The organism is Ferdinandcohnia sp. QZ13, from assembly GCF_031324165.1.
GTDB lineage: Bacteria > Bacillota > Bacilli > Bacillales > Bacillaceae_L > Ferdinandcohnia.
Genome location: NZ_JAVIVW010000001.1, coordinates 948,977 through 970,810, shown reverse-complemented (window position 1 = coordinate 970,810; position 21,834 = coordinate 948,977). Strand labels below are relative to the sequence as shown.

The 21,834-nt window shown below is 40.0% G+C and carries 21 protein-coding genes; 16 read left to right on the top strand and 5 right to left on the bottom strand.

Annotated features, from left to right (window positions below):
- Positions 1-49 precede the first annotated feature (49 nt).
- The 8 genes from RGU12_RS04715 (at position 50) to RGU12_RS04680 (ending at position 10,411) form a co-directional block, all read left to right on the top strand.
- Complete coding sequence (locus tag RGU12_RS04715; RefSeq protein ID WP_309535031.1) at positions 50-1,525, top strand: NCS1 family transporter; 1,476 nt, start codon at positions 50-52, stop codon at positions 1,523-1,525.
- Between the two features lie 77 nt (positions 1,526-1,602).
- Complete coding sequence (locus RGU12_RS04710) at positions 1,603-2,925, top strand: solute carrier family 23 protein (protein ID WP_309535030.1); 1,323 nt, start codon at positions 1,603-1,605, stop codon at positions 2,923-2,925.
- Between the two features lie 33 nt (positions 2,926-2,958).
- A complete protein-coding gene (locus tag RGU12_RS04705) occupies positions 2,959-3,171 on the top strand; it encodes a hypothetical protein (protein WP_309535029.1) in 213 nt (70 codons plus the stop codon).
- 156 nt (positions 3,172-3,327) lie between these two features.
- Positions 3,328-4,935: a PucR family transcriptional regulator gene (locus RGU12_RS04700; protein WP_309535028.1), complete on the top strand. Its 1,608-nt coding sequence runs from the start codon at positions 3,328-3,330 to the stop codon at positions 4,933-4,935.
- A gap of 170 nt (positions 4,936-5,105) precedes the next feature.
- Positions 5,106-6,572, top strand: coding sequence for a CoA-acylating methylmalonate-semialdehyde dehydrogenase (locus RGU12_RS04695; protein WP_309535027.1), 1,467 nt, complete (start codon positions 5,106-5,108; stop codon positions 6,570-6,572).
- A gap of 21 nt (positions 6,573-6,593) precedes the next feature.
- Positions 6,594-7,946: an aspartate aminotransferase family protein gene (locus tag RGU12_RS04690; RefSeq protein WP_309535026.1), complete on the top strand. Its 1,353-nt coding sequence runs from the start codon at positions 6,594-6,596 to the stop codon at positions 7,944-7,946.
- A gap of 95 nt (positions 7,947-8,041) precedes the next feature.
- Positions 8,042-9,142 carry an alanine dehydrogenase gene (gene ald, locus RGU12_RS04685; protein ID WP_309535025.1) on the top strand — a complete coding sequence of 367 codons (1,101 nt, stop codon included), beginning with the start codon at positions 8,042-8,044 and terminating at the stop codon, positions 9,140-9,142.
- Between the two features lie 18 nt (positions 9,143-9,160).
- Positions 9,161-10,411: a M20 family metallo-hydrolase gene (locus tag RGU12_RS04680; RefSeq protein WP_309535024.1), complete on the top strand. Its 1,251-nt coding sequence runs from the start codon at positions 9,161-9,163 to the stop codon at positions 10,409-10,411.
- Between the two features lie 196 nt (positions 10,412-10,607).
- Here RGU12_RS04680 and RGU12_RS04675 read toward each other — a convergent pair whose 3' ends face one another.
- Positions 10,608-10,925, bottom strand: coding sequence for a hypothetical protein (locus tag RGU12_RS04675; RefSeq protein ID WP_309535023.1), 318 nt, complete (start codon positions 10,923-10,925; stop codon positions 10,608-10,610).
- A 148-nt stretch (positions 10,926-11,073) separates the two neighbouring features.
- Between RGU12_RS04675 and RGU12_RS04670 the strand changes: the two genes are divergently transcribed.
- The 4 genes from RGU12_RS04670 to RGU12_RS04655 are packed head-to-tail and all read left to right on the top strand — an operon-like array spanning position 11,074 to position 14,536.
- The gene (locus RGU12_RS04670) at positions 11,074-11,274 is read left to right on the top strand and encodes a hypothetical protein (protein WP_309535022.1); all 201 of its coding nucleotides are present in this window, start codon (positions 11,074-11,076) and stop codon (positions 11,272-11,274) included.
- A gap of 47 nt (positions 11,275-11,321) precedes the next feature.
- Entirely contained in the window at positions 11,322-12,467 is a 1,146-nt protein-coding gene (locus tag RGU12_RS04665; RefSeq protein ID WP_309535021.1) for a GNAT family N-acetyltransferase, read from the top strand.
- 11 nt (positions 12,468-12,478) lie between these two features.
- Positions 12,479-13,744 carry a kynureninase gene (kynU, locus tag RGU12_RS04660; RefSeq protein ID WP_309535020.1) on the top strand — a complete coding sequence of 422 codons (1,266 nt, stop codon included), beginning with the start codon at positions 12,479-12,481 and terminating at the stop codon, positions 13,742-13,744.
- Positions 13,745-13,792: 48 nt separating this feature from the next.
- A complete protein-coding gene (locus RGU12_RS04655; protein ID WP_309535019.1) occupies positions 13,793-14,536 on the top strand; it encodes a hypothetical protein in 744 nt (247 codons plus the stop codon).
- A 37-nt stretch (positions 14,537-14,573) separates the two neighbouring features.
- Here the strand turns inward: RGU12_RS04655 and RGU12_RS04650 are convergent, their stop codons facing one another.
- Complete coding sequence (locus RGU12_RS04650; protein ID WP_309535018.1) at positions 14,574-15,569, bottom strand: zinc-binding dehydrogenase; 996 nt, start codon at positions 15,567-15,569, stop codon at positions 14,574-14,576.
- A gap of 697 nt (positions 15,570-16,266) precedes the next feature.
- Between RGU12_RS04650 and RGU12_RS04645 the strand changes: the two genes are divergently transcribed.
- Together RGU12_RS04645 and RGU12_RS04640 are read left to right on the top strand one after the other, a co-directional pair.
- Positions 16,267-17,313 carry a DmpA family aminopeptidase gene (locus RGU12_RS04645; protein ID WP_309535017.1) on the top strand — a complete coding sequence of 349 codons (1,047 nt, stop codon included), beginning with the start codon at positions 16,267-16,269 and terminating at the stop codon, positions 17,311-17,313.
- 63 nt (positions 17,314-17,376) lie between these two features.
- Entirely contained in the window at positions 17,377-18,093 is a 717-nt protein-coding gene (locus RGU12_RS04640; RefSeq protein WP_309535016.1) for a gamma-glutamyl-gamma-aminobutyrate hydrolase family protein, read from the top strand.
- A 13-nt stretch (positions 18,094-18,106) separates the two neighbouring features.
- On the opposite strand, the gene RGU12_RS04635 is transcribed toward RGU12_RS04640, so the two are convergent.
- The 3 genes from RGU12_RS04635 to RGU12_RS04625 all read right to left on the bottom strand — a co-directional run bounded on the left by RGU12_RS04635 (position 18,107) and on the right by RGU12_RS04625 (position 19,905).
- Positions 18,107-18,427: a hypothetical protein gene (locus RGU12_RS04635; protein ID WP_309535015.1), complete on the bottom strand. Its 321-nt coding sequence runs from the start codon at positions 18,425-18,427 to the stop codon at positions 18,107-18,109.
- A gap of 145 nt (positions 18,428-18,572) precedes the next feature.
- Positions 18,573-19,571, bottom strand: coding sequence for an HAAS signaling domain-containing protein (locus RGU12_RS04630; protein WP_309535014.1), 999 nt, complete (start codon positions 19,569-19,571; stop codon positions 18,573-18,575).
- Complete coding sequence (locus RGU12_RS04625; protein ID WP_309535013.1) at positions 19,558-19,905, bottom strand: PadR family transcriptional regulator; 348 nt, start codon at positions 19,903-19,905, stop codon at positions 19,558-19,560. The genes RGU12_RS04630 and RGU12_RS04625 overlap by 14 nt, the downstream gene beginning before the upstream one ends.
- A gap of 472 nt (positions 19,906-20,377) precedes the next feature.
- Here RGU12_RS04625 and thiM point away from each other — a divergent pair, with 472 nt between their 5' ends.
- The gene (gene thiM, locus RGU12_RS04620; protein WP_309535012.1) at positions 20,378-21,202 is read left to right on the top strand and encodes a hydroxyethylthiazole kinase; all 825 of its coding nucleotides are present in this window, start codon (positions 20,378-20,380) and stop codon (positions 21,200-21,202) included.
- Positions 21,189-21,833 (top strand): thiamine phosphate synthase, encoded by a 645-nt coding sequence (thiE, locus tag RGU12_RS04615; RefSeq protein ID WP_309535011.1) that lies wholly within the window; start codon positions 21,189-21,191, stop codon positions 21,831-21,833. The genes thiM and thiE overlap by 14 nt, the downstream gene beginning before the upstream one ends.
- The last annotated feature ends 1 nt before the right edge of the window (position 21,834 follow it).

Genomic DNA, 21,834 nt, shown 5'->3' with positions numbered 1-21,834 from the left:
GGTTCTGTAATTCAGAATATTCAAAATAAAACTTAGAAAGGGTGTTGTAATGAAAAAAAGCAGTAGTTATCTGAAATCTCCAGACTTGTTTCCTATAGGCCATGGGGCTAGAAAGATAAGTGCCTTTGGTTTCTCCTTGATTTGGGTTGGTATGGCAATTTTACTAGCGGCTTTTGCGATCGGGGGAGACGGGGTTAGACATTTACCTCTTGGATGGGTGATTGTTGCTACCATCATAGGCTCAGTGTTAATAGGTATTTTTATGACGTTTATCGGTGATATCGGGGTAGAGCATGGGCTATCATTTCCTGTCTATATGAGAGCTCCTTTCGGTACAATCGGAACTCATATACCATCAGTAGTGCGTGGTGTAACAGCCTCTTGTTGGTTTGGAATTAATACCTATTTTGGTGCAACCGCCATGAATGCAATTTTAAAAACTCTCGTGGGATTTGATAACTGGTTTATCTGTTTTTTATTGTTTGCAGCCTTTCAGTTAGTTAACACAGCTCTTGGAATGAAAGCAATTGAGAGATTTGCAGATTTAGCTGCCCCTATCATTTTACTTATCTCGTTTTGGATGTTTATTTCCCTATCTGGAAAAGCGGCTGACCAAGGTCGAGATATTTGGACGTGGGTTGAAAGCCCAGTTAATGGAACTGCTGCAATAACTGCATTTATGGTGGTTGTTATGGCAAACATGGGATTTTGGGCAACACTTGCTGCTGATATGCCATCGTTATCCAGATTCTTTAAAGCTCCACGGTATGAAAGAAACTGGTTTAAACGAAACAAAGCCCAAATTGCGGGCAATGTTGTCGTTATGCCACTTGTCAATTTATTAATGATTATCATTGGTGCGGTCGCGTACGTTGCAGTCTTAAATTATGATCCTGTTGTTGCCCTACAAGAAGCAGCTAGTGGAATTGTATTAGTTATCCTTTTATTAATGATTGTTCTTGCTCAATGGTCAACAAATACAGCAGCTAATGTAATACCTGCTGCAACTATCTTTTCAAATGTGGGAGGACCAAAATATCCATTTTGGGCAGGGGTTATTACGGCGGGAATCATAGGGGTTATCATACAACCTTGGAAATTATTTGGAGTCATCATTCCAGCACTGCTTATTATTGGGGGAATTCTATCAGCTATTGTAGGAATTTTATTTACTGATTATTACATCCTTAGAAAGAGACGGGTTAACGTTCCAGAGCTATATGAGAGTGAGGGACAGTTTAGATATTCAAATGGAGTCAATTGGGCAGGTATGATTGCTTGGATCATTGGAGGTACTGCATCTTATTTCTTCTCCGCATATTCGTTCTTTGTCGGATTTGGTGTGGGAGCGGTTATTTATTATGTACTCGCAAAATATTGGTATTTCAAAAAGTTTACCCAGGCAGAAATTGTTGATCCTGATGATGAAAAATATTTAGGGATCACAGTTGGGCGTGACTGGGATATCTCAGAAAATGAGAAAGTTGTAATTGTATCAGAAACGACGGTAGATTCAAAGATTTAGTTTTCTCAAAAGAGACGTAAACACAGAATTTGGTTAAGTAATTATAGAAAGATAACGAAAGTAAAGGGGGAATAGGAATGAGCAGTGTAGATTCAAAAAAAGTTGTTTTAGGGATAAATGAGACACCGCCTCCAGGGAAGTTTTTAGTATTAAGCATTCAGCACTTGTTTGCGATGTTCGGAGCAACAATCTTAGTTCCGTATCTTGTTGGGTTATCCCCAGGTGTAGCCCTTATTTCAAGTGGAATCGGAACGTTGACTTTTCTCATTATTACAAAGGGGCAAGTTCCTGCCTATGTTGGTTCCTCATTTGCATTTATCGCGCCAATCATAGCTGCAACCGCAGCGGATGGTCCAGGTGCCGCAATGATTGGTAGTTTTTTAGCAGGTCTTGTATACGGGATTGTTGCTCTCATTATTAAAGCAACAGGCCATAAATGGCTAGTTAGATTACTTCCACCAGTTGTGGTAGGACCCGTTATCATTGTAATCGGTCTTAGTCTTGCACCAACTGCAGTTGGTATGGCAATGAATGACGTTAATGGTGAATATAGTCTACTTCACTTTTCGGTTGCATTAGTTACACTGCTTATTGTAATTTTAAGCTCCATCTTCCTAAGAGGTTTTTTAAATTTAATTCCCGTTTTGATTGGGATTGTTGGCGGTTATATTTTTGCTGCCATCGTTGGATTGGTAGATCTATCAGGTGTTAAGGCTGCTAAAATTTTTGAAATGCCAGATTTTCTTTTTCCTTTTGTCCATTATTCCCCCACAGTGACATTAAGTATTATTGCGTTAATGGTACCCGTTTCGATTGTTACATTATCTGAACATATCGGTCATCAAATGGTATTAAGTAAAGTTGTTAGTAAAGATTTGATCCAGAGACCTGGTTTACATCGCTCAATTATGGGAGACGGTCTTGCTACCATGCTTGCAGCCTTGATGGGTGGTCCTCCGAATACAACGTACGGAGAAAATATTGGTGTATTAGCGATTACAAGAGTATTCAGCGTTTTTGTTATCGGCGGTGCAGCTGTGTTTGCGATATTGTTTGGGTTTATCGGAAAAATTACGGCACTCATTAGTTCGATTCCAACGGCAGTAATGGGTGGAATTTCCCTATTATTATTTGGGATCATTGCTGCTTCTGGATTACGGATGCTTGTTGATAGTAAAGTAGATTTAGACGATAAACGTAACCTAATCATTTCATCCGTCATTTTAGTGGTTGGGATTGGTGGAGCTATCATGAAGTTTACAGCAAACTTTGAAATTCATGGGATGGCTTTGGCAGCTATTTTAGGGGTTCTATTAAATTGGGCTCTGCCTGGAGGCGTAACCGGTGAAGAAGTCAATATGTATGAGGTTGAGTTAGATCAGAAAACAACTGCACAATAAAAAAACAGGTATGATACAAAGGAGTGTCCATACATGTCAGAATACCAAATCTTTTTACAAGAGAGAGATAAAATAGATTTTTTACTTCAAAAAGGATATAAAATGACGAGTGTTATCGAAAACCTTAGTGGGGCATTCGTAGATTTTGAGAATAACGGTCAAAAAGAGACTTTACACATTATTACTCCAGAAGGGCGTAAATATTTTGCGGTGATGCTTATCAAGCAACAACAGGAAAGTGCTTAAGAGACTGTATCGAGATTAACATGTCAAAGCCGGTGCCTGTAATTAACAGAGACTGGCTTTTTTAGCGGGTAAAAAATATTGGAAAAACCCCCTTTTCATCCCCAATATCGTATATACTATAGGTAGTCTGAAAATTCAGTATAGGGGAGCTGTAGATTGAAATCATCTATTACCGTTGAAGATATTTTAAGTCGAAGGCATTTTGAAAACAGTAAAGTGATTGCTGGTAAAGAAGGACTCGGGCGACAAGTAAAATGGGTCCACGTTGTTGAAGTAACAAATATCAGGAATCTTTTAAATGGAAATGAATTAATTCTATCAACAGGAGTTGCTTGGAGGGATAATAAGGAAAAATTCATCTCAGTCATTGAACAGTTAATTGATTCACAGGCAGCAGGAATCTGTATTGAAATAGGAACATATACCTCATCGATCCCACCAGAAATTATTGATATTGCAAATAAGTCCCATTTTCCAATTATCCTTTTTTTACAAGAAGTCCCATTTGTTGAAATTACCCAAGACATCCATGGACTCCTTATTAACCGCCAATACCAAGTGATTTCCAACCTTGAAAGTTACTCACAAGCATTAAATAAAAGATTATTAACAATCGATCATTATGTTGACATTCTAAAATTTATTAGAAGCTACCTCCATGTTCAAGTAATCATCCTCTTTAATAACAATGAATCTCTATTTATTCCAGAAGCTACCGAACAAAAACGTATGAACCTATTAGAATGTATAAGATCTCAGTCTGAAGATTCTACCTGTGTGGCGAAAAGCACCATCCATTTATTAGGGGAACGCTATGCCGAATTGGTGATCATCACTGAGGACAGAGAATTAACCGAATTTGATCACCTCATTTTAGATCGAACAGCAACAGCCCTTGCTCAGCTTTTTCTTCGTAACCTCTATGTCGAGGAAAAGCAAAGAGTAGAAGCAACTGAATGGATTAACGATTGGTTAGAAGGTGAACAAAGCCAAGAGTCAATCAATGAATATTTAGCATTGAATTCAACAAGTAAACCAAAAGGAGCCGTTGTTTGTATTTGTAAATTGGATGCAATTGGCGAGTATACAACAAGTGATTTAACCTATTTCAAAATGTTTAGCCGGGCTATTTTTGAACAGCGGGGCTTTACACTTTTTGTGGCTGAAAAAAGAAACAACATCGTTTTAATTATGCTCAATGAGCGAACAACTACGACATGGAAAGCAAGAGTTCAAGAGGGTATCCAAAGGCTTTTAAGCTCTGACATACATCGTGTAAAAGCAAAGCTTCACCCGGTACTTGGTATTGGAAAATTTGTAGAAGAGTTAACAGATGTGCATAAAAGCTATCAAACGGCTTTTGAAACAATTCGAATTCAAAACCGGATGTCTGTTCCAGCGCAGAGCTATTTTTATGATGATTTACATATTTTTCGACTTATTTCATTGCTTCACAGACATATTGATTTACAGGAGGTGGTTCTGGAATATTTAGAACCAGTCATCGCATATGATAAAAAATATAATGGAAAGCTAATGGAAACACTTAAAACCTATTTATCATGTAACGGCTCTAAACAAGAAACAGCAAAGCGCTTATTTATTGTGAGGCAGACACTATATCACCGTATTCAAAAGCTAGAAAAACTACTAGGCTCAGACTTTATGAGTCATGAAAAACGACTTGCTATTGAGTTTATGATTTTATCGTACGAGTTTTTAGTCTCATCCAAGCAGTTAAAAGAGAAGAAGGAAGTTCTTTAGCCCACTGTGTGAGTGGGTTTTTTAGTGCAAAGGTATCATTCATAATGTGGAAAAATTACAAGCAGTTATTTTACAGAATGTCTAATGAAAGCACTTTCAAATTAAAGGATAATGAACCTATAGGGTAAGGGTTAGGAATCGTACGATTACAAAAGGAGGAAATGCAAAATATGACTGTAGTTAAACGTGAAACAGATGTACTAAAAAACTATATAAATGGGGAATGGGTAGATGCTCTTGGAACAGAGACTCTTGAGGTGCCGAATCCTGCAACAAAAGAAACATTAGTACGTGTGCCGCTTTCTTCAAAGGAAGATGTAGATCTTGCTGTAAAAGCTGCTAGAGAAGCATTCAAAACCTGGAAAAATACCCCGGTTCCCAAGCGGGCAAGGATCTTATACAAATATCACTATTTACTTACTGAGAACCATGAAAGGCTGGCAAGACTGGTTGTTCAAGAAAACGGTAAAGCCTATAAGGAAGCACATGGTGAAGTGTTACGAGGAATTGAGTGTGTGGAATTTGCAGCAGGTACTCCTACGTTAATGATGGGTGAGACATTATCCAACATTGCAGAGGATATTGACTCTGAAATGTTCCGTTACCCATTGGGAGTAGTTGGCGGAATTACCCCGTTTAATTTCCCAATGATGGTTCCAATGTGGATGTTCCCATTAGCCATTGCATGTGGAAATACGTTTGTATTAAAGCCATCTGAACGGACACCTATGCTTGCGAATGAGCTTGCACGCTTATTTACGGAAGCGGGGGCACCAAATGGAGTGTTAAACGTTGTTCATGGGGCACATGATGTTGTAAATGGTTTGCTAGATCATCCGAATGTAAGTGCCGTATCATTTGTTGGCTCACAGCCTGTTGCCAAATATGTGTATGAGCGTGCAGCTGCGCAAGGCAAACGAGTTCAAGCCTTATCAGGTGCGAAAAACCACCATATTGTCATGCCAGATGCAGATATGGAAAAAGCGGTAGCCAATATTATCAGTTCCACATTTGGTAGTGCAGGACAACGTTGTATGGCTTGCAGTGCAGTTGTAGTTGTGGGAGACGGTGAAAAATTTGTTTCAGCGTTAAAGGATGCTGCAGATCAGCTAACAATAGGGAATGGAATGGATGATGAGGTGTTACTAACTCCCGTTATTCGCGAGTCACACTTGAATAAAGTTCTGGGCTACGTGGAAAAAGGGCTTGAGGAAGGTGCGGAACTCATAAGGGATGGAAGAAAAGAAATGGATGAGATGCCAGAAGGAAACTTTTTGGGACCTACTATTTTTGACCATGTGACTCCAGATATGACGATTGCTAAGGAGGAAATCTTTGCACCTGTTCTAAGTCTGTTACGTGCTAAGGATTTAGATGAAGGTCTTGACTATATTCGAAAGTCACGTTTTGGAAATGGCGCCACCATCTATACAAAGGATGCAAGGGCAGTCAGACAGTTTAGAGAAGAGGCAGAAGCAGGAATGCTTGGTATCAATGTTGGTGTACCAGCAACAATGGCGTTTTTCCCATTCTCGGGTTGGAAGGATTCCTTCTACGGTGACCTCCATGTAAATGGAAAGGATGGAGTGAATTTCTATACGCGTAAAAAGATGATAACGTCCCGTTTTGACTATTAAAAATTAAGGAGGGAAGGCGGTATGACAAAGGTTACACACGGGGAAGACCTGTTAACAAAGGATAAGGATTATGTATGGCATTCGATGAGGCCATATAATCCGAATTCAACTCTTGTGATACAGAAAGCAGAAGGGTCATGGTTAACAGATCATAACGGGAAGCGGTATCTCGATGGAATGTCAGGGCTTTGGTGTGTGAATGTGGGGTATGGAAGAAAAGAGCTTGCGGATGCTGCTCATGAACAGCTAAAAGAAATGGCCTATTATCCACTAACACATAGCCATGAACCTGCGATAAAACTTGCTGAAAAGTTAAATGAAATGCTTGGAGACGAGTATGTCATCTTCTTTTCCAATAGTGGTTCGGAAGCAAATGAAACGGCTTTTAAATTAGTAAGGCAATATCATCAACAAAAAGGGGAGCACTCCCGTTACAAATTTATCTCACGTTATCGAGCCTACCATGGTAATTCAATGGGGTCGCTTGCGGCAACTGGTCAAGCGCAGCGTAAATATAAATATGAACCACTCGCACCAGGTTTTCTCCATGTAGCACCACCTGATTTATATCGTTCAGAAGAAAAAGCAGATGCAAAAGCATCGGACTTACAGTCAGTAAAAGATATTGATCGTATGATGACGTGGGAACTAAGTGAAACGATCGCAGGGGTGATTATGGAACCAATCATTACAGGTGGAGGTGTCATTGTTCCACCTGACCAGTACATGGCGGGGGTAAAGGAAGTATGCGAAAAACATGGTGCACTTTTAATTGTGGATGAGGTCATATGTGGGTTCGGTCGTACCGGTAAAGCATTTGGTTATATGAATTACGGGGTGAAACCAGATATTATTACAATGGCAAAGGGCATTACAAGTGCGTATCTGCCATTATCTGCAACGGCCGTCAAAAAGGAAATTTATGAAGCATTTAAAGGCTCAGAAGAATATGATTATTTCCGCCATGTGAATACATTCGGTGGAAACCCAGCGGCTTGTGCCTTAGCCCTTAAAAATCTAGAAATTATGGAAAATGAAAAACTCTTTGAGCGATCACAAGATCTTGGGATTCGATTAAAAGATGGTCTTTCGGCAGCTTTAGCGGACCATCCATATGTGGGTGACGTAAGAGGGAAGGGGTTATTGATTGGGCTTGAATTAGTCAAGGACAAACAAACGAAAGAACCTCTTGATGCTAATCAAGTGAATAAAGTAATCGCGGGCTGTCTGCAAAAGGGTCTTATTATCGGGAAAAATGGGGCCACAGTGGCAGGGTATAACAATGTGCTAACCCTCGCTCCTCCACTTGCGATTTCTGAGGAAGACTTAGAATTTGTCCAACGAACTTTGGTAGAAGAAATAATGGACTTGTAAAAAGAAATGTAACCAACACTCGTAATCTATTTGACATTCTCATAGATTACGGGTGTGTTTGTTCGAAGAAAATGGAATGAGAAAGGCGGATGGGGATGAGGATTGGAGTACCTAAGGAAATTAAGAATAATGAAAATCGTGTAGCCCTGACTCCTGCGGGTGTCTCACAACTGGTTCAACATAATCACGCGGTTTTTATTGAAACAGGTGCGGGCAAGAACTCTGGATTCTTCGATGAGCTCTATATGGAAGCTGGAGCAACCATTGTCCAATCGGCTGCTGACGCATGGGCTTGCGATATGGTGATAAAGGTAAAAGAACCGATTCAAGAGGAATATCCATACTTTTATGACGGACTCATCTTATTTACGTATTTGCATCTGGCTGCTGATCGAGAACTGACACAAGCCTTGATGCAAAAAAATGTTGTGGCCATTGCCTATGAAACCGTTCAATTAGAGGATCGAAGTCTTCCTTTACTTACCCCTATGAGTGAGGTAGCGGGTCGAATGGCTACACAAATCGGTGCTTCCTTTCTTGAAAAAACAAAAGACGGTAAAGGAGTTCTTCTTGGTGGCGTTCCTGGAGTAAGTCGAGGAAAAGTAACCATCATCGGTGGTGGGGTAGTTGGAATGAACGCTGCAAAAATAGCAGTAGGACTTGGTGCACAAGTTTCGATTTTGGATGTAAGTCCAACAAGATTACGAGAATTAGATGATATTTTTGGAAATTCGATTACGACTCTCATGTCTAATCCTTATACGATTGGCCAAGCGGTGGCTGAATCAGACCTTGTGATTGGCGCAGTATTGATTCCAGGTGCTAAAGCACCAAAGCTAGTGACTACTGAAATGGTTCGGTTAATGGAGGAAGGCTCAGTCATTGTGGATGTTGCCATTGATCAGGGCGGAATATTCGAAACAGCGACACATGTGACAACACATGCAAATCCTACATATACGAAACATGGAGTCGTTCATTACGCAGTTGGAAATATGCCTGGTGCTGTCCCAAGAACGTCCACAATGGCACTCACGAATGTAACAGTTCCTTATATCCTACAGATTGCGAATAAAGGCTATGAGCGTGCTTTCGCAGAAAATAGATCCTTACAAAAGGGTCTAAATGTGATTGCAGGAAAGATCGTTTACGAAGGAGTGGCCAAAGCACATAATCTACCGTATGTAACTATTTAAAAATAGGAGGCTGATGCTATGAATGTCCAAACACTAACCATTAATAAGGAACGGCTTGAAGAAAGAATCACAGCGTTATCGAAAATAGGGAAAATTGGTGAAACTGGAGTGTGCCGCCTCACACTTTCTAAGGAAGACCGTCAAGCCGTCGAAACGGTGAAAGGTTGGATGGAGGAAGCGGGGTTAAGTGCTAGAATCGATCATTTTGGAAATTTAATTGGTAGATTGGAAGGAAAAAATCCAGACGAACCCATTTTAATGCTAGGGTCTCATATTGATTCCCAACCCTATGGTGGAAGGTTTGACGGAGCGATAGGTGTTTTAGGTGCCATTGAGGTTATTCAAACGATGAAAGAGAACCAGATTGTTCCAAACCAACCCATGGAGGTCATTGCCTTTTCTGATGAGGAAGGATGCCGTTTTAATAAAGGGTTATTTGGAGTCAGGGGTATCCTAGGAAACCTTGAAGAAGGGGAGTTAGAACGGAAGGATAAAGATGGTGTAACCAGAAGAGAGGCTCTTATCGAGTTTGGATGTGATCCATCAAAATTTAAAGAATCAGAATATCCAAAAGGAAGCATTGGGTCATTCCTTGAAATGCATATTGAGCAAGGACCCGTTTTAGAAAGTATGGATAAACCGATTGGAATTGTAAGTGGAATTTCAGGTCCACTGTGGTTAACCGTTGAGTTAGAGGGTTTTGCAGGGCATGCTGGATCTGTTCCAATGCCAATGAGGAAGGATGCACTCGTTGGTGCAGCTAAAATCATCGTTGCTCTAAATGAAATCGCAAGTCAAGAACCTGGTGCCCCAACTGTTGGTACTGTTGGAAGCTTGCGAGTTTTCCCAGATTCACGAAACATCATTCCGGAAAAAGTGAGCTTTACGGTGGATTTGAGAGATATTGACATTAATAGACGTCATCGCCTTGAAGCCCAATTACGTGAAAAGATTAAAGAAATTACAGAGGAACATCAACTACTTTGTAAGATTACCGAGGATACGAATAGCGAACCTCGTTATTGCGCGGAGTGGATTAAAGAAATCATGCGTAATGAGATGCAGAATATCGGATTGGAACCAATGGAGCTCATGAGTGGTCCTTTTCACGATTCACTAGCGATGTCCTATGAGTGTGATTACGGGATGATTTTTGTTCGATGTAAGGATGGAATCAGCCATAATCCAAAGGAATTTTCATCTTTTGAGGATATTGCACTTGGAACTGAACTTTTGTATCGCACTACCGTAAAAATGGCACAGGAATAAAAATAAAAAACGAATGTAGAACCTAGCTCTACATTCGTTTTTCTTCATTATTTATTTGTGAAAAAGTCTTTAAATGCCTGGGTTATTTCAATTCCTTGGAAAATGAATAGGCTTGTCACCGTTAACGAACATAATCCAATCATAATAAATCGAAACCACATATTTTTTTCCTCCTTGATTTTTAAAATTTAAAAAATCAAAGAGGCTTCACCACATAATTCGATTGATAAAAAATGGGCGTCATCCATGTGAGTTTTCGAATGGATTGGTTCACATCGATATTCTTTAACATCCCTTGGAGGACGAGTAATATGGATGTGATCGAAAAAAGCACCCAAGAAATCTTTAGTTTACCATCATCATTAAAAGTAAGATTATCATACGAAACTCCACTAATCGTTACCGTATTCTCTTGAATGTCTGATGATTTAAACGCATGGGAGTGTGCAATTGTAGCTGAAAAAGACATAATGGCTACAAACATAATGATGGCAAAGATTAATTGCTTCCTCATTTTTACCATCTCCCCATTGTTAATGTTACTATCATACATCGGATGAAATGAAAAATCCATAAAAAACTTTTTACAAAAACTGCGTAAAACTTTTTATTGGAAATTGAAAAATGTGGTAATTGTGTTACCCTTAAGAAGGGGTGATGGAATGAGTAAAAGTAGGAGAAATCTCCTCATTGCCATTATTAGCAGTCTTCTAATAGTAACTTTTGGGGTTTTGAGGATACTAGAAATCAGGGATAACCACAAAATAAACATGAAAATAGCAGAAGCATGTATGGATAACGGTGGAACAGTCGTTTCTGAAACAAAACATATTTTTAGCCTAACAGATGTTAGTTGTGAGTAAATATAAGTATTCGTTTGAATAATTACATTTATTGGAGTTGTAGAATTATGGCAATCGAGAGAATGACAGAAGATCGATTTATGGATTCCGTTCGTTTATCGGAGTACGCCTTTCAGTATAAAGTCTCTGAAGAGCAGCAAAAGACCATCTTCAAGAATCTGAAAAAGCATCAAATATATGGAATCTATGAAAATAGTATGTTAGCTGCAAAGTTTCATCTCATTCCACTTGCAACATATGTAGGTGAACAATCTTTTAAAATGGGCGGAATAGCAGGTGTAGCGACATATCCGGAATACCGCAGAAAAGGCTATGTGAAGGAATTGCTTACATATGCGCTTGAGACAATGAACAAACAGGGGTTTACCGTGTCGATGCTGCATCCATTTGATGTTTCTTTTTATCGAAAATATGGGTGGGAGCTTTTCAGTAATCGCTTAAAAACGGTTTTCCAGCGATCTGATTTAGTTATGCTTGAGCCTGTAGAGGGTTCGGTGAAGCGGTATCTCTTTGAAAATGTGAATTTAGATGAACTTAAGAGGATATATGATCAATATGCGTCACAGTTTTCTGGAATGCTAGTTCGTGAGGATGAATGGTGGAAGAGTGTGGTTGACGACTTGCATATTGCGATTTACTATGATGCTTCTGAACAGCCAATTGGGTATATCCTTTATGAATCCAAGGACAACAAGATGACTGTTGAGGAGTTTGTTACTATCAATTATGAAGCACGTCGTGGCTTGTGGAATTTTATATGTCAACATGACTCCATGATTTCTGAACTAGAAATGATTACGAACGAAAAAGAACCATTGTTTTTTTCGTTGAAGAAACAAAAAACAGTGAAACGAGAGGTTTTACCATATTTTATGGTTCGCATTGTCGATGTTGAGTCATTTTTAAAAGAATATAAATTTGCTGGAAACGAGACATTGAGGCTTCAGATTTCTGACCCATTTGCAACTTGGAATGAAAAAACATTCCTTGTAATAGAGGGTGAGGTTCGTGTTGTGAATGAAACAGAAGGTTCACTAAAGTTGTCTATCAATGCATTATCAGCGGCGTTTTTTGGTCACAAGCGTCCAACTGAATTATTTGCGGCTGGAATGATTGAGGGAGCTGAACAGGATATAGAAGCTTTTGAAAAAATGATTCCGAACCGCGATGCCTACATTTACGATTTCTTTTAAGGAGGAAATCCATGTTTTTAGAGCAAGCTAGGAAACTAGATAGGGAAGATCCGCTCGCCAAGTTTCGAGAAGAATTTTACCTACAAGCAAATACCATCTATATGGACGGGAACTCGCTCGGTCTATTATCGAAGCGGGCGGAACAATCATTGCTAGATTCATTGGAAGACTGGAAGCAAAATGGGATCGATGGCTGGACACAAGGTAGCCAGCCGTGGTTTTATATGTCAGAAAAAGCAAGTGAACTACTGGCTCCACTTGTTGGTGCTTCACCTGAGGAAGTAATTGTCACCGGCTCAACGACCGTTAATCTACATCAATTAGTTTCTACTTTTTATCAGCCAAAAGGGAAACGAACAAAGATTGTAGCGGATGAATTGAATTTTCCTTCCGATATTTATGCCTTGCAAAGCCAGGTTCGGATTCACGGATTTAATCCAGAAGAACAATTAGTTCGTGTAAAAAGCCGTGACGGTCGTTATTTGTCCGAAGAGGATATCATTGATGCAATGACGGACGAAGTTGCCTTAGTAGTTTTACCATCGATCTTGTATCGCAGTGGTCAAATCTTAGATATGGAGCGCTTAACGACTGAAGCACATCAACGCGGAATTTTAATCGGGTTTGATGGCTGCCATTCAGTCGGTGCAATCCCTCATTCTTTTTCCGAATGGGATGTGGACTTTGCGTTTTGGTGCAATTACAAGCATCTTAACGGAGGACCTGGGGCTGTTGCTGGGTTGTATGTGAATCGCAAGCATTTTGGAGTACGACCGGGCCTAGCGGGTTGGTTTGGGTCAAAGAAAGAAAAGCAATTTGATATGGAGCATACGTTTACCCCTGCGGACAGTGCCGGTGCGTTTCAAATCGGGACACCACATGTGCTAAGTTTGGCTCCTCTTCTTGGTTCACTTGACATGTTTGCTGAAGCAGGGATTAAACATATCCGAACGAAGTCTCTTTTATTGACGAATTTTTTAATGGAGTTAATTGATACAGAACTTGTTGGTATGGGATTTGCGATCGGCTCTCCTCGTGAGGAATCTGTTAGGGGAGGTCATGTCGGTCTAGAGCATACAGAAGCAGCACGAATTTGCAAGGCTTTAAAAGAAAATGGGATCATTCCTGATTTTCGTGCTCCAAATATGATTCGACTTGCCCCTGTTCCTCTCTATAATTCTTTTGAGGATGTTTGGAATGTCGTTCACATGTTAAAAACTATAATGGATGAAAAGCGATACGAAAAATTTAAAAATGAGCGGGATGTAGTAGCTTAAGGTATACCAATTTCGGTATACCTTTTACATCTTAAAGGAGGGAATTCTGTGACAATCGCACCTTATTCAAAATTTGAAACATACAAAAACAAAATCTTGTCATTGCCAGCGGACTATAAAGAAGAGGACTTAAAAATTGAGACATTTTTATTGGACAAGGACGAGAAGAAAAACCTAGAAATCTATTATGCTCCGTTTGAATACGTGAATGAAGCCGCGAAGGTTATAATTGTCGGTATCACTCCAGGCATGCATCAGATGAAACGCTCGTATTCAACAATTCTCGATCCGAACAATAAAGGTCTATCAGATGAACAGCTACTTCATCAGGTCAAGAAAAACTCAAGCTTTGAAGGACCAATGAGGAAGAATTTAATTCAAATGTTGGACGAGCTTGGCTTACATTCCTATTTAGAAATTGCATCAACAAGTGAGCTGTTTCGGGCGGCAAGTCATCTCGTGCAAACAAGTTCTGTGATTACATATCCTGTTTTTTATAAAGGGAAAAATTACAGTGGTTCAACGCCGAAAATGTTAAGAACAGATGTATTAAAGAAGTATGTGGTGGAATGTTTTGTAGAAGAAATAAAGAGTCTTCAAAATCCACTTATCATTCCCTTAGGGGTGAATGTGACCGCCGTGTTGAACTATCTTGTGGAAAGTGGCTATGTATCACCCGATTCCGTGCTATATGGTTTCCCACATACATCAGGAGGGAACGGGCACCGTCATCGCCAATTTGCCGAGAATAAAGAACAAATGAAACAAAAACTGGCGACCTATTTTTCATGAAAAAACTGCACCCTCTAAAAATGGGGTGCAGTTTTCGTTACTCTTCAATTTTAATCGCAATTTTTCCGAACTGTTCTGCCTCTTCAATCCGTTGCAATGCTTTGGCCGCATCTTCGAGAGGGAACACTTTATCGAGGACTGGTTTAATTTTATGTTCATTCACAAATTGAAGCATTTCATGGAACTCTTCTGTACTCGCCATCGTGGAGCCAAGTAACGTATACTGGCCATAGAAAAATTCACGAAGATTGAAGTCCACCGTATCACCAGCAGAAGCCCCAAATGTGACCATTTTTCCACCTTTTCGGAGTTGTCCAAGGGATTTATGGAAGGTCGCTGCTCCAACTGTTTCAACTACAATATCCACTTTTTCACCATTGAGTGCTTCATTCCAGTCACTATTACTGTCAATCGCAACATCCGCGCCTAATTCGAGTGCTCGCTTAAGCTTGACTTCTGAGCGTGAGGTAACAATGACCCGTGCCCCTACAGCCTTTGCAAAAAGTAAGAGGAACGTAACCGCGCCACTGCCGATTCCTGGTAAAAGCACGGTATCGGTTTCTGTTATTTGTGCTCGAGTGAATAATGCACGATAAGCAGTCATGGCTGCAAGTGCAAGTACGCCAGCTTCATCCCACGATAAATGTGCAGGCTTTGGACTGACATTTTCTGCAGAAATTGTAATTTTTTCAGCGAATGTTCCGTGGTCAGGTAATCCAAGGATCTCATGACCATAAGGAGGTGCGTCACTTTTTTCTTTCCAGCCTAATGAAGGATTGATAATGACTTCATCCCCAACCTTAACGCCCCCGACACCAGGACCGACTTTCTCAACAACCCCAGCTCCATCTGATCCAATTACTAAAGGTGGCTCAGTTTCTTTATGTCTATGTAAAACAAATAAATCCCGGTGATTGAGGCCTGCACTTTTTAGTTTGACCTTCACTTCTCCGGCTTTTGGTTCTACTTCCTCAATATCTGAATAGGATGTTCCATCCATTCCAGGAACTTTATAATGTACAAACGCTTTCATAATTAGTTGTCCCTCCTCATTTGTAAGTATGATAGTTTTATTTTAATTGACCTTTACAGAAGATTTCAACTTATTGGATTGGGGAGGGGTGTTTGTTTGTGTTTTGATATTAATAGTGATGTCGAACCAGGATATGCAATTAAAGAATTTGTATTTGGATGAAATCAGGAGATTGTGAACTCACAAAGGTAGGAAACATGGTTATGGTTGGATAAATTTAGGAGATTGTAGACCAGCAAAGGCGGGAAATACACCATCGATTGGATAAAACTAGGAGATGTTAAACCGGTAAAGCAGGAAAAGATGTAAGAATTTGGATGAAATTAGGAGATTGTGAACTCACAAAGGTAGGAAACATGGCCGTGGTTGGATAAAGTTAGGAGATTGTAGACCAACAAAGGCGGGAAATACACCATCGATTGGATAAAACTAGGAGATGGCAAACCGGTAAAGCAAGAAAAGATGTAAGAATTTGGATGAAATTAGGAAATTGTGAACCAGAAAAGATAGGAAACACAGCTGTGGTTGGATAAAACTAGGAGGTGCTGATTCAGAAAGTGTTTTAAACAAAGTTTTGCAACACCCCAATACAAAAATCTTTTCTTTAAATTAACAAATATTCTCCCACCTTATACTCAACCCCATTTATCTAGCCTATACTTATAACAAACACCAAATCAGAAAGGGCTTATCAAACATGCAAAAAAGATTACGAGATTATGGGATTCAAATCGGCACCTTACCAACGGGACCATTTAATAAAATCACAGATGTACAAGGTGTCAAAGTCGGTCACTCTACGATTTCAAACGGGGACATCCAAACCGGAGTTACTGCCATCATTCCTCATGAACAAAATATTTTTAACAATAAAGTGGTTGCTGCTTCATATGCTATGAATGGGTTCGGTAAGACGATGGGCACTCTTCAAATCGATGAGCTAGGGACAATTGAAACACCGATTTTGCTGACAAATACATTGAGTGTGGGGGTGGCTGCTAATCATCTCATCGGCTATAGCTTAGCGAAAAATAAAGAAATTGGTGACACCACCGGAACTGTTAATCCTGTGATCGGTGAATGTAATGATATGTTTTTAAATAATATTCGTAAACAGTCCATCACTGTAGAACATGTTAGAGAAGCTATCGAAACCGCCGATACCCATTTTGAAGAAGGCAGCATTGGCGCAGGTATGGGTATGAAATGTTTTGGATTAAAAGGGGGCATTGGGTCGTCATCACGGATTCTTACATACCCGCACGGGACCTATACTTTAGGTATACTGGTGCTCTCAAACTTTGGGGAAATTGATCAATTTCGATTAAATGGAATCCATGTCGGCCCCTTAATCAAATCCAAGCTTCCCGTAAAAAGTCCAGAAGGCGACAAAGGCTCGATCATGATAATAATCGCAACCGATTTACCTGTGACATCACGCCAATTAAAACGTATCATCAAGCGAGCTTCGGTGGGACTAAGCAGAACTGGTTCATTTATTGGAAACGGAAGTGGGGATGTTTTCATTGGTTTTTCAACTGCAAATAAAGTCAATCATGAGAACAATGGCAGATTACAGAAAATTGAAGCAGTGCATGAAGATGACTTGGATCAAGCGTTTTTAGCAACGGCTGATGCGACAGAGGAAGCTATTTTACAATCTTTAGTTACGGCAAAAACGACTATAGGTCGTAATGAAAACACACTTTATTCATTAGCTGAATATATGGATGAGATACTATAAAGAGTCGAAGCAAATCCGCAAATTCGAGACCGCAAAAAACGTGGAAAATGAGGAGGAGTCCAGATGAATAAACCAATTATTGGTGTGACATCTCATGTTGAGTTGGATTCTAAACATACTCTGTCAAATGATTATATTCAAGCCGTCATTCAAGCAGGTGGCATTCCGGTTATTTTGCCAATCGGGATTGACGAGGATGTTTCACAGCTTGTTACTAAATTAGATGGATTGCTTTTAACAGGTGGGGGAGATATTGATCCGTTTCTTTTCGGGGAGGAACCGCATCCAAAGCTTGGGACGATTTCGCCTGGACGGGATGAGTTGGAACCGGTCATTATTAAAGAAATGCTTGCCGCGGATAAGCCAATCCTTGCGATTTGTCGAGGGATTCAAATCTTGAATATCGCCCTTGGTGGAGATATGTATCAGGATATTTATTCGCAGCTTGAGACCCAATTGATTCAGCATTCTCAAAAAGCACCGAGGTATCATCTTGCCCATTTTGTAAAAGCGAAGGAAGGTAGTTTACTAGCATCGATTGCCGGGACTACCGAGTTTAAGGTAAACACGGATCACCATCAATCAGTCCGCCATGTTCCATATCCTCTTGATGTCTCCGGAGTCGCATCGGATGGAATAATCGAGGCAATTGAAAGCACTGGTCATTCATTTGTTTTAGGTGTTCAGTGGCATCCGGAAGGCTTGGCGGTCAGAGGGGATCAGATTTCACAGCGTATTTTTAGCAGATTTGTAGAAAGTTGTGCAGAAAAAGGAGTTTAGCTCGGCTAAACTCCTATCTCCAGTACTCCAAATACTCATAATTATCAGTTGGCACCTTTTTAATGACTTCGTTTGCTTCATTACGATAAACCTCATACTCCCGGTAGATTTCAACTTTATTCCCGTTCATTGTTTCCGTATCAAAGAACTGCATTTCTAATTCAGGAATTAATCCATCGACTACGTCCTCATTCGAATTTACGGTTACTTCTTCATCAGAAGACAGACCAGAAACAGAAATGGCATTTTTGTATTCGAAAACATCATCTGCTTCAATTACACCGGTCACAAATATGATAAAAACAATACCAATTGCAGCCAAAAATTTATTCAATGCTACCAAACTCCTTTTTCAAAGTCTACTACTCATCTATATGCATCCAGAAAAAAGATTAGGACAACTAATCCCACAAGAGCCAAGGGTAGTTTGTAAATAAAACGAGGAGCCAGGAGAACCGCCCCTGTGGCTCCCGTGACTCCTAGCGGATGTTGGCTTTGCGAATTCCGTCAAAGATGTTGATGGCTGCTGATACGATGAATGAGATGAGTACGGTTGCGATGAACCATGTTGTGAATTGGTGCTCTTGGGTGTCAAATAGGTTCGTCATGTACGAGATAAAGTCTTGGTTTAAGATATTGGGATTTAAGAAGATTACGATGAATACAATGGTTGAAAATACTTGAAGGACCGTATGGTATATGGCCAATCTTTTCGTCCATTGTCCATTAATAAATTTATATAGGGTCAATCCGATTTCCAAACCAATCATAGCTAGAACAATCGGCCAAAATCCAAGCAACACTTCTTGATTTAATGCAGGGGTCACAAATTCGAGACCATCATTCCCGCTTTCATAGATACCTAAAAGTTGATTAGCATAAAAATATACGGTTGCCCAAATAGCTGTCCACAATAAAGTACCAAAAACTTCAAATTTAGAGATTGCCTTTTTCTTAGGAATATAGGTAATATTTTTCAAATCATCTGGAGTCCATTTTTGTAGGCTATTGGTTAGTGGCTGATCATCTTTACCTTTATCCACTCTTTCAATAATGGCGAACACCAGTGTAAACCAAAAGAATGTTTGCATCGAAACGTCAATCATTTTCCAAATTCCCAAACCAATTAAGTCCAAAACCACATTGATTATGGCATCTTCTCCTTGATACCCGATAAAAAATTCGGCAATCACGGTGATGAGAGCAACTACAGCTGCAATCGGTACAATCATTTTTAGTAAGTTGACGTACACGTCAAAATAACGTGGACCAATAAGGTGCATGGGCCGGTCGCGATAATTATTAGCCAATTTTGCGGGGCTTCCTAATTTCTCGAGCACGGTTTTGACATCTTCTTCGTTGTAATCATCAGGCAACATATCCTCAATGGTCGACCGTAGTTCAAGTGCGATATCGTCCCGCATTTTTTCAGGAAGTCGTCTCGTAACCTCCTGAATGTAGATATCAATCAGATTCATAATCTTCCTCTCCCTCTAAAAGGCTGTATAGCTCTTTTGAATTTTGAATCCATTCCTTTTTTAGCTGTAAAAAGATCTCGAGCCCGTATTCACTTAATACATAGTACTTACGGGGTCTGCTTTCAGTTGTATCCCAGCTGCTCGTCACCAATTCTTGTTTTTCGAGGCGGCGTAGCAAGGGATATAAGGTACTTTGGTCAATGGCAATTCCGGATCCCTCTAATAATTGAACAAGTGAATATCCATATTGAGGGGTTTGTAATTGACTTAATACCGCTAGAGTCAATGTGCCTCTTCTGAGCTCTGTCATTAATGAGTTTAATAAGTTACTCATTCACCCACCTCATTTTTTAATACTATATGTCATACAGTATTTAATTTATACTATGTATCGTACACTATTGTTGTTCCGAAAGCAATGACCCATTTTAAAATAATGACAGATTTTTTTCGTATGGTATAATAAAGACAATTAAATATGAGTAGGGGAGCTCACACATGTGGGCTGAGAGTAAGCGAAATGTAGCTTAGACCCTTTAAGTGAGTGTTCAAAAAGGTAACAAATCAGAAGCGAGAAGATCAAGGAACTCGCGACTCGAGGACCGGAGCGTATGTAGTTAATACGTGAGGACTGGAGAGGCCGAGTGACGCAGAGATTCGCTGCTTATCATTTGGTGACTTTTTGAACATCCGCTTTAACCTGATTTGGATAATGCCAACGTAGGGAATTAATGAAAGAAAGTGCGTTCATGCGGTATATCTATTTTAGGTATACCGCATTTTTATTTTGGATAGGAGGATGAAGGATGTTTGAACAGATTTTAGCTAATGTTAGGGAAAAAACGCCACTTGTACATAATATTACAAACTATGTGACGGTAAATGACGTTGCAAATATTGTCCTTGCTTGTGGGGGTTCACCAATTATGGCGGATGATCCAAAGGAAGTGGCAGATATTACAAGCATATGTAACGCACTTGTCATCAATATTGGAACATTGAACGAGCGTACGATTGAATCCATGATTTTAGCAGGAAAAGCTGCAAATAAAATTGGGAACCCGGTTATTTTAGACCCTGTTGGGGCGGGGGCATCAAGTCTACGAACTAGTACAGTTTATCGCCTATTGGATGAGGTTCAGTTCTCCGTAATCAGAGGGAATCTTTCTGAAATAAAAACCGTTCATGCTGGCAGTGGCAATACTAAAGGTGTGGATGCCGCCGCTGAAGATGTCATCAATGAAGGAAATCTTGATGAAATGGTCCAGTTTGCAAAAATGGTAAGTGAGCAAACACGTGCTGTTATCGCAATTACGGGTGCGATTGATATCGTGGCGAATAAGGATGAAGCCTATGTAATTAGAAATGGACATCCAATGATGTCAAAAATCACAGGAACAGGTTGTATGCTTACATCAGTTGTAGCTGCTTATTGTGGGGCGAATCCTCAGGAAATTTTAAAAAGCACGGCCGCTGCGGTAAGTGCTTTTGGGTTTTGCGGAGAACTAGCTTACCAAAAAGTAGAAGAATTAAACGGTGGAACCTCATCATTTAGAACGTACTTGATTGATTGGATGAGCAAGCTAGACTTTACATTACTCCAAGGTGGGATGAACATTGAAAATCGATAAAGATGCAATGCTTTTATATGCAGTAACAGACCGTGCTTGGACATGCAATCAGACATTAGTCGAGCAGGTAGAAGCTGCACTAGTGGGTGGAATTACCTTTCTTCAGCTTAGAGAAAAAAATCTCGGGTATGATGAATTTTTACAGGAAGCAAATGAACTTAAAAAGCTAACGGCTTTCTATCAAGTTCCATTTGTTATTAACGATAATGTTGAGGTTGCGCTAGCGTGTGATGCCGATGGGGTGCATGTTGGACAAGAGGATATGCCGGTTGAAAAAGTTCGGGACTTGATTGGACCAGATAAAATTCTTGGAGTTTCTGCTCAAAATGTAGAACAAGCCATTGCCGCTGAAAAAGCGGGTGCGGATTACCTAGGTATTGGCTCTGTATTTCCAACGGGTACAAAGTCGGATGCAAAACCGATGACTTTTGAAACTGTCCAAGAAATTTGCCAAAGTGTTTCGATTCCGATCGTTGCAATCGGCGGTATTACTAAAACCAATATCTTGGAATTGAGTGGAAGTGGGGTAGATGGCGTTGCTGTTGTATCCGCACTCTTTGCACAGTCTGATATCACCGCAGCAACAAAAGAATTACGAAAACTTTCAACTGAGATGATAGGGAGAGATTGAC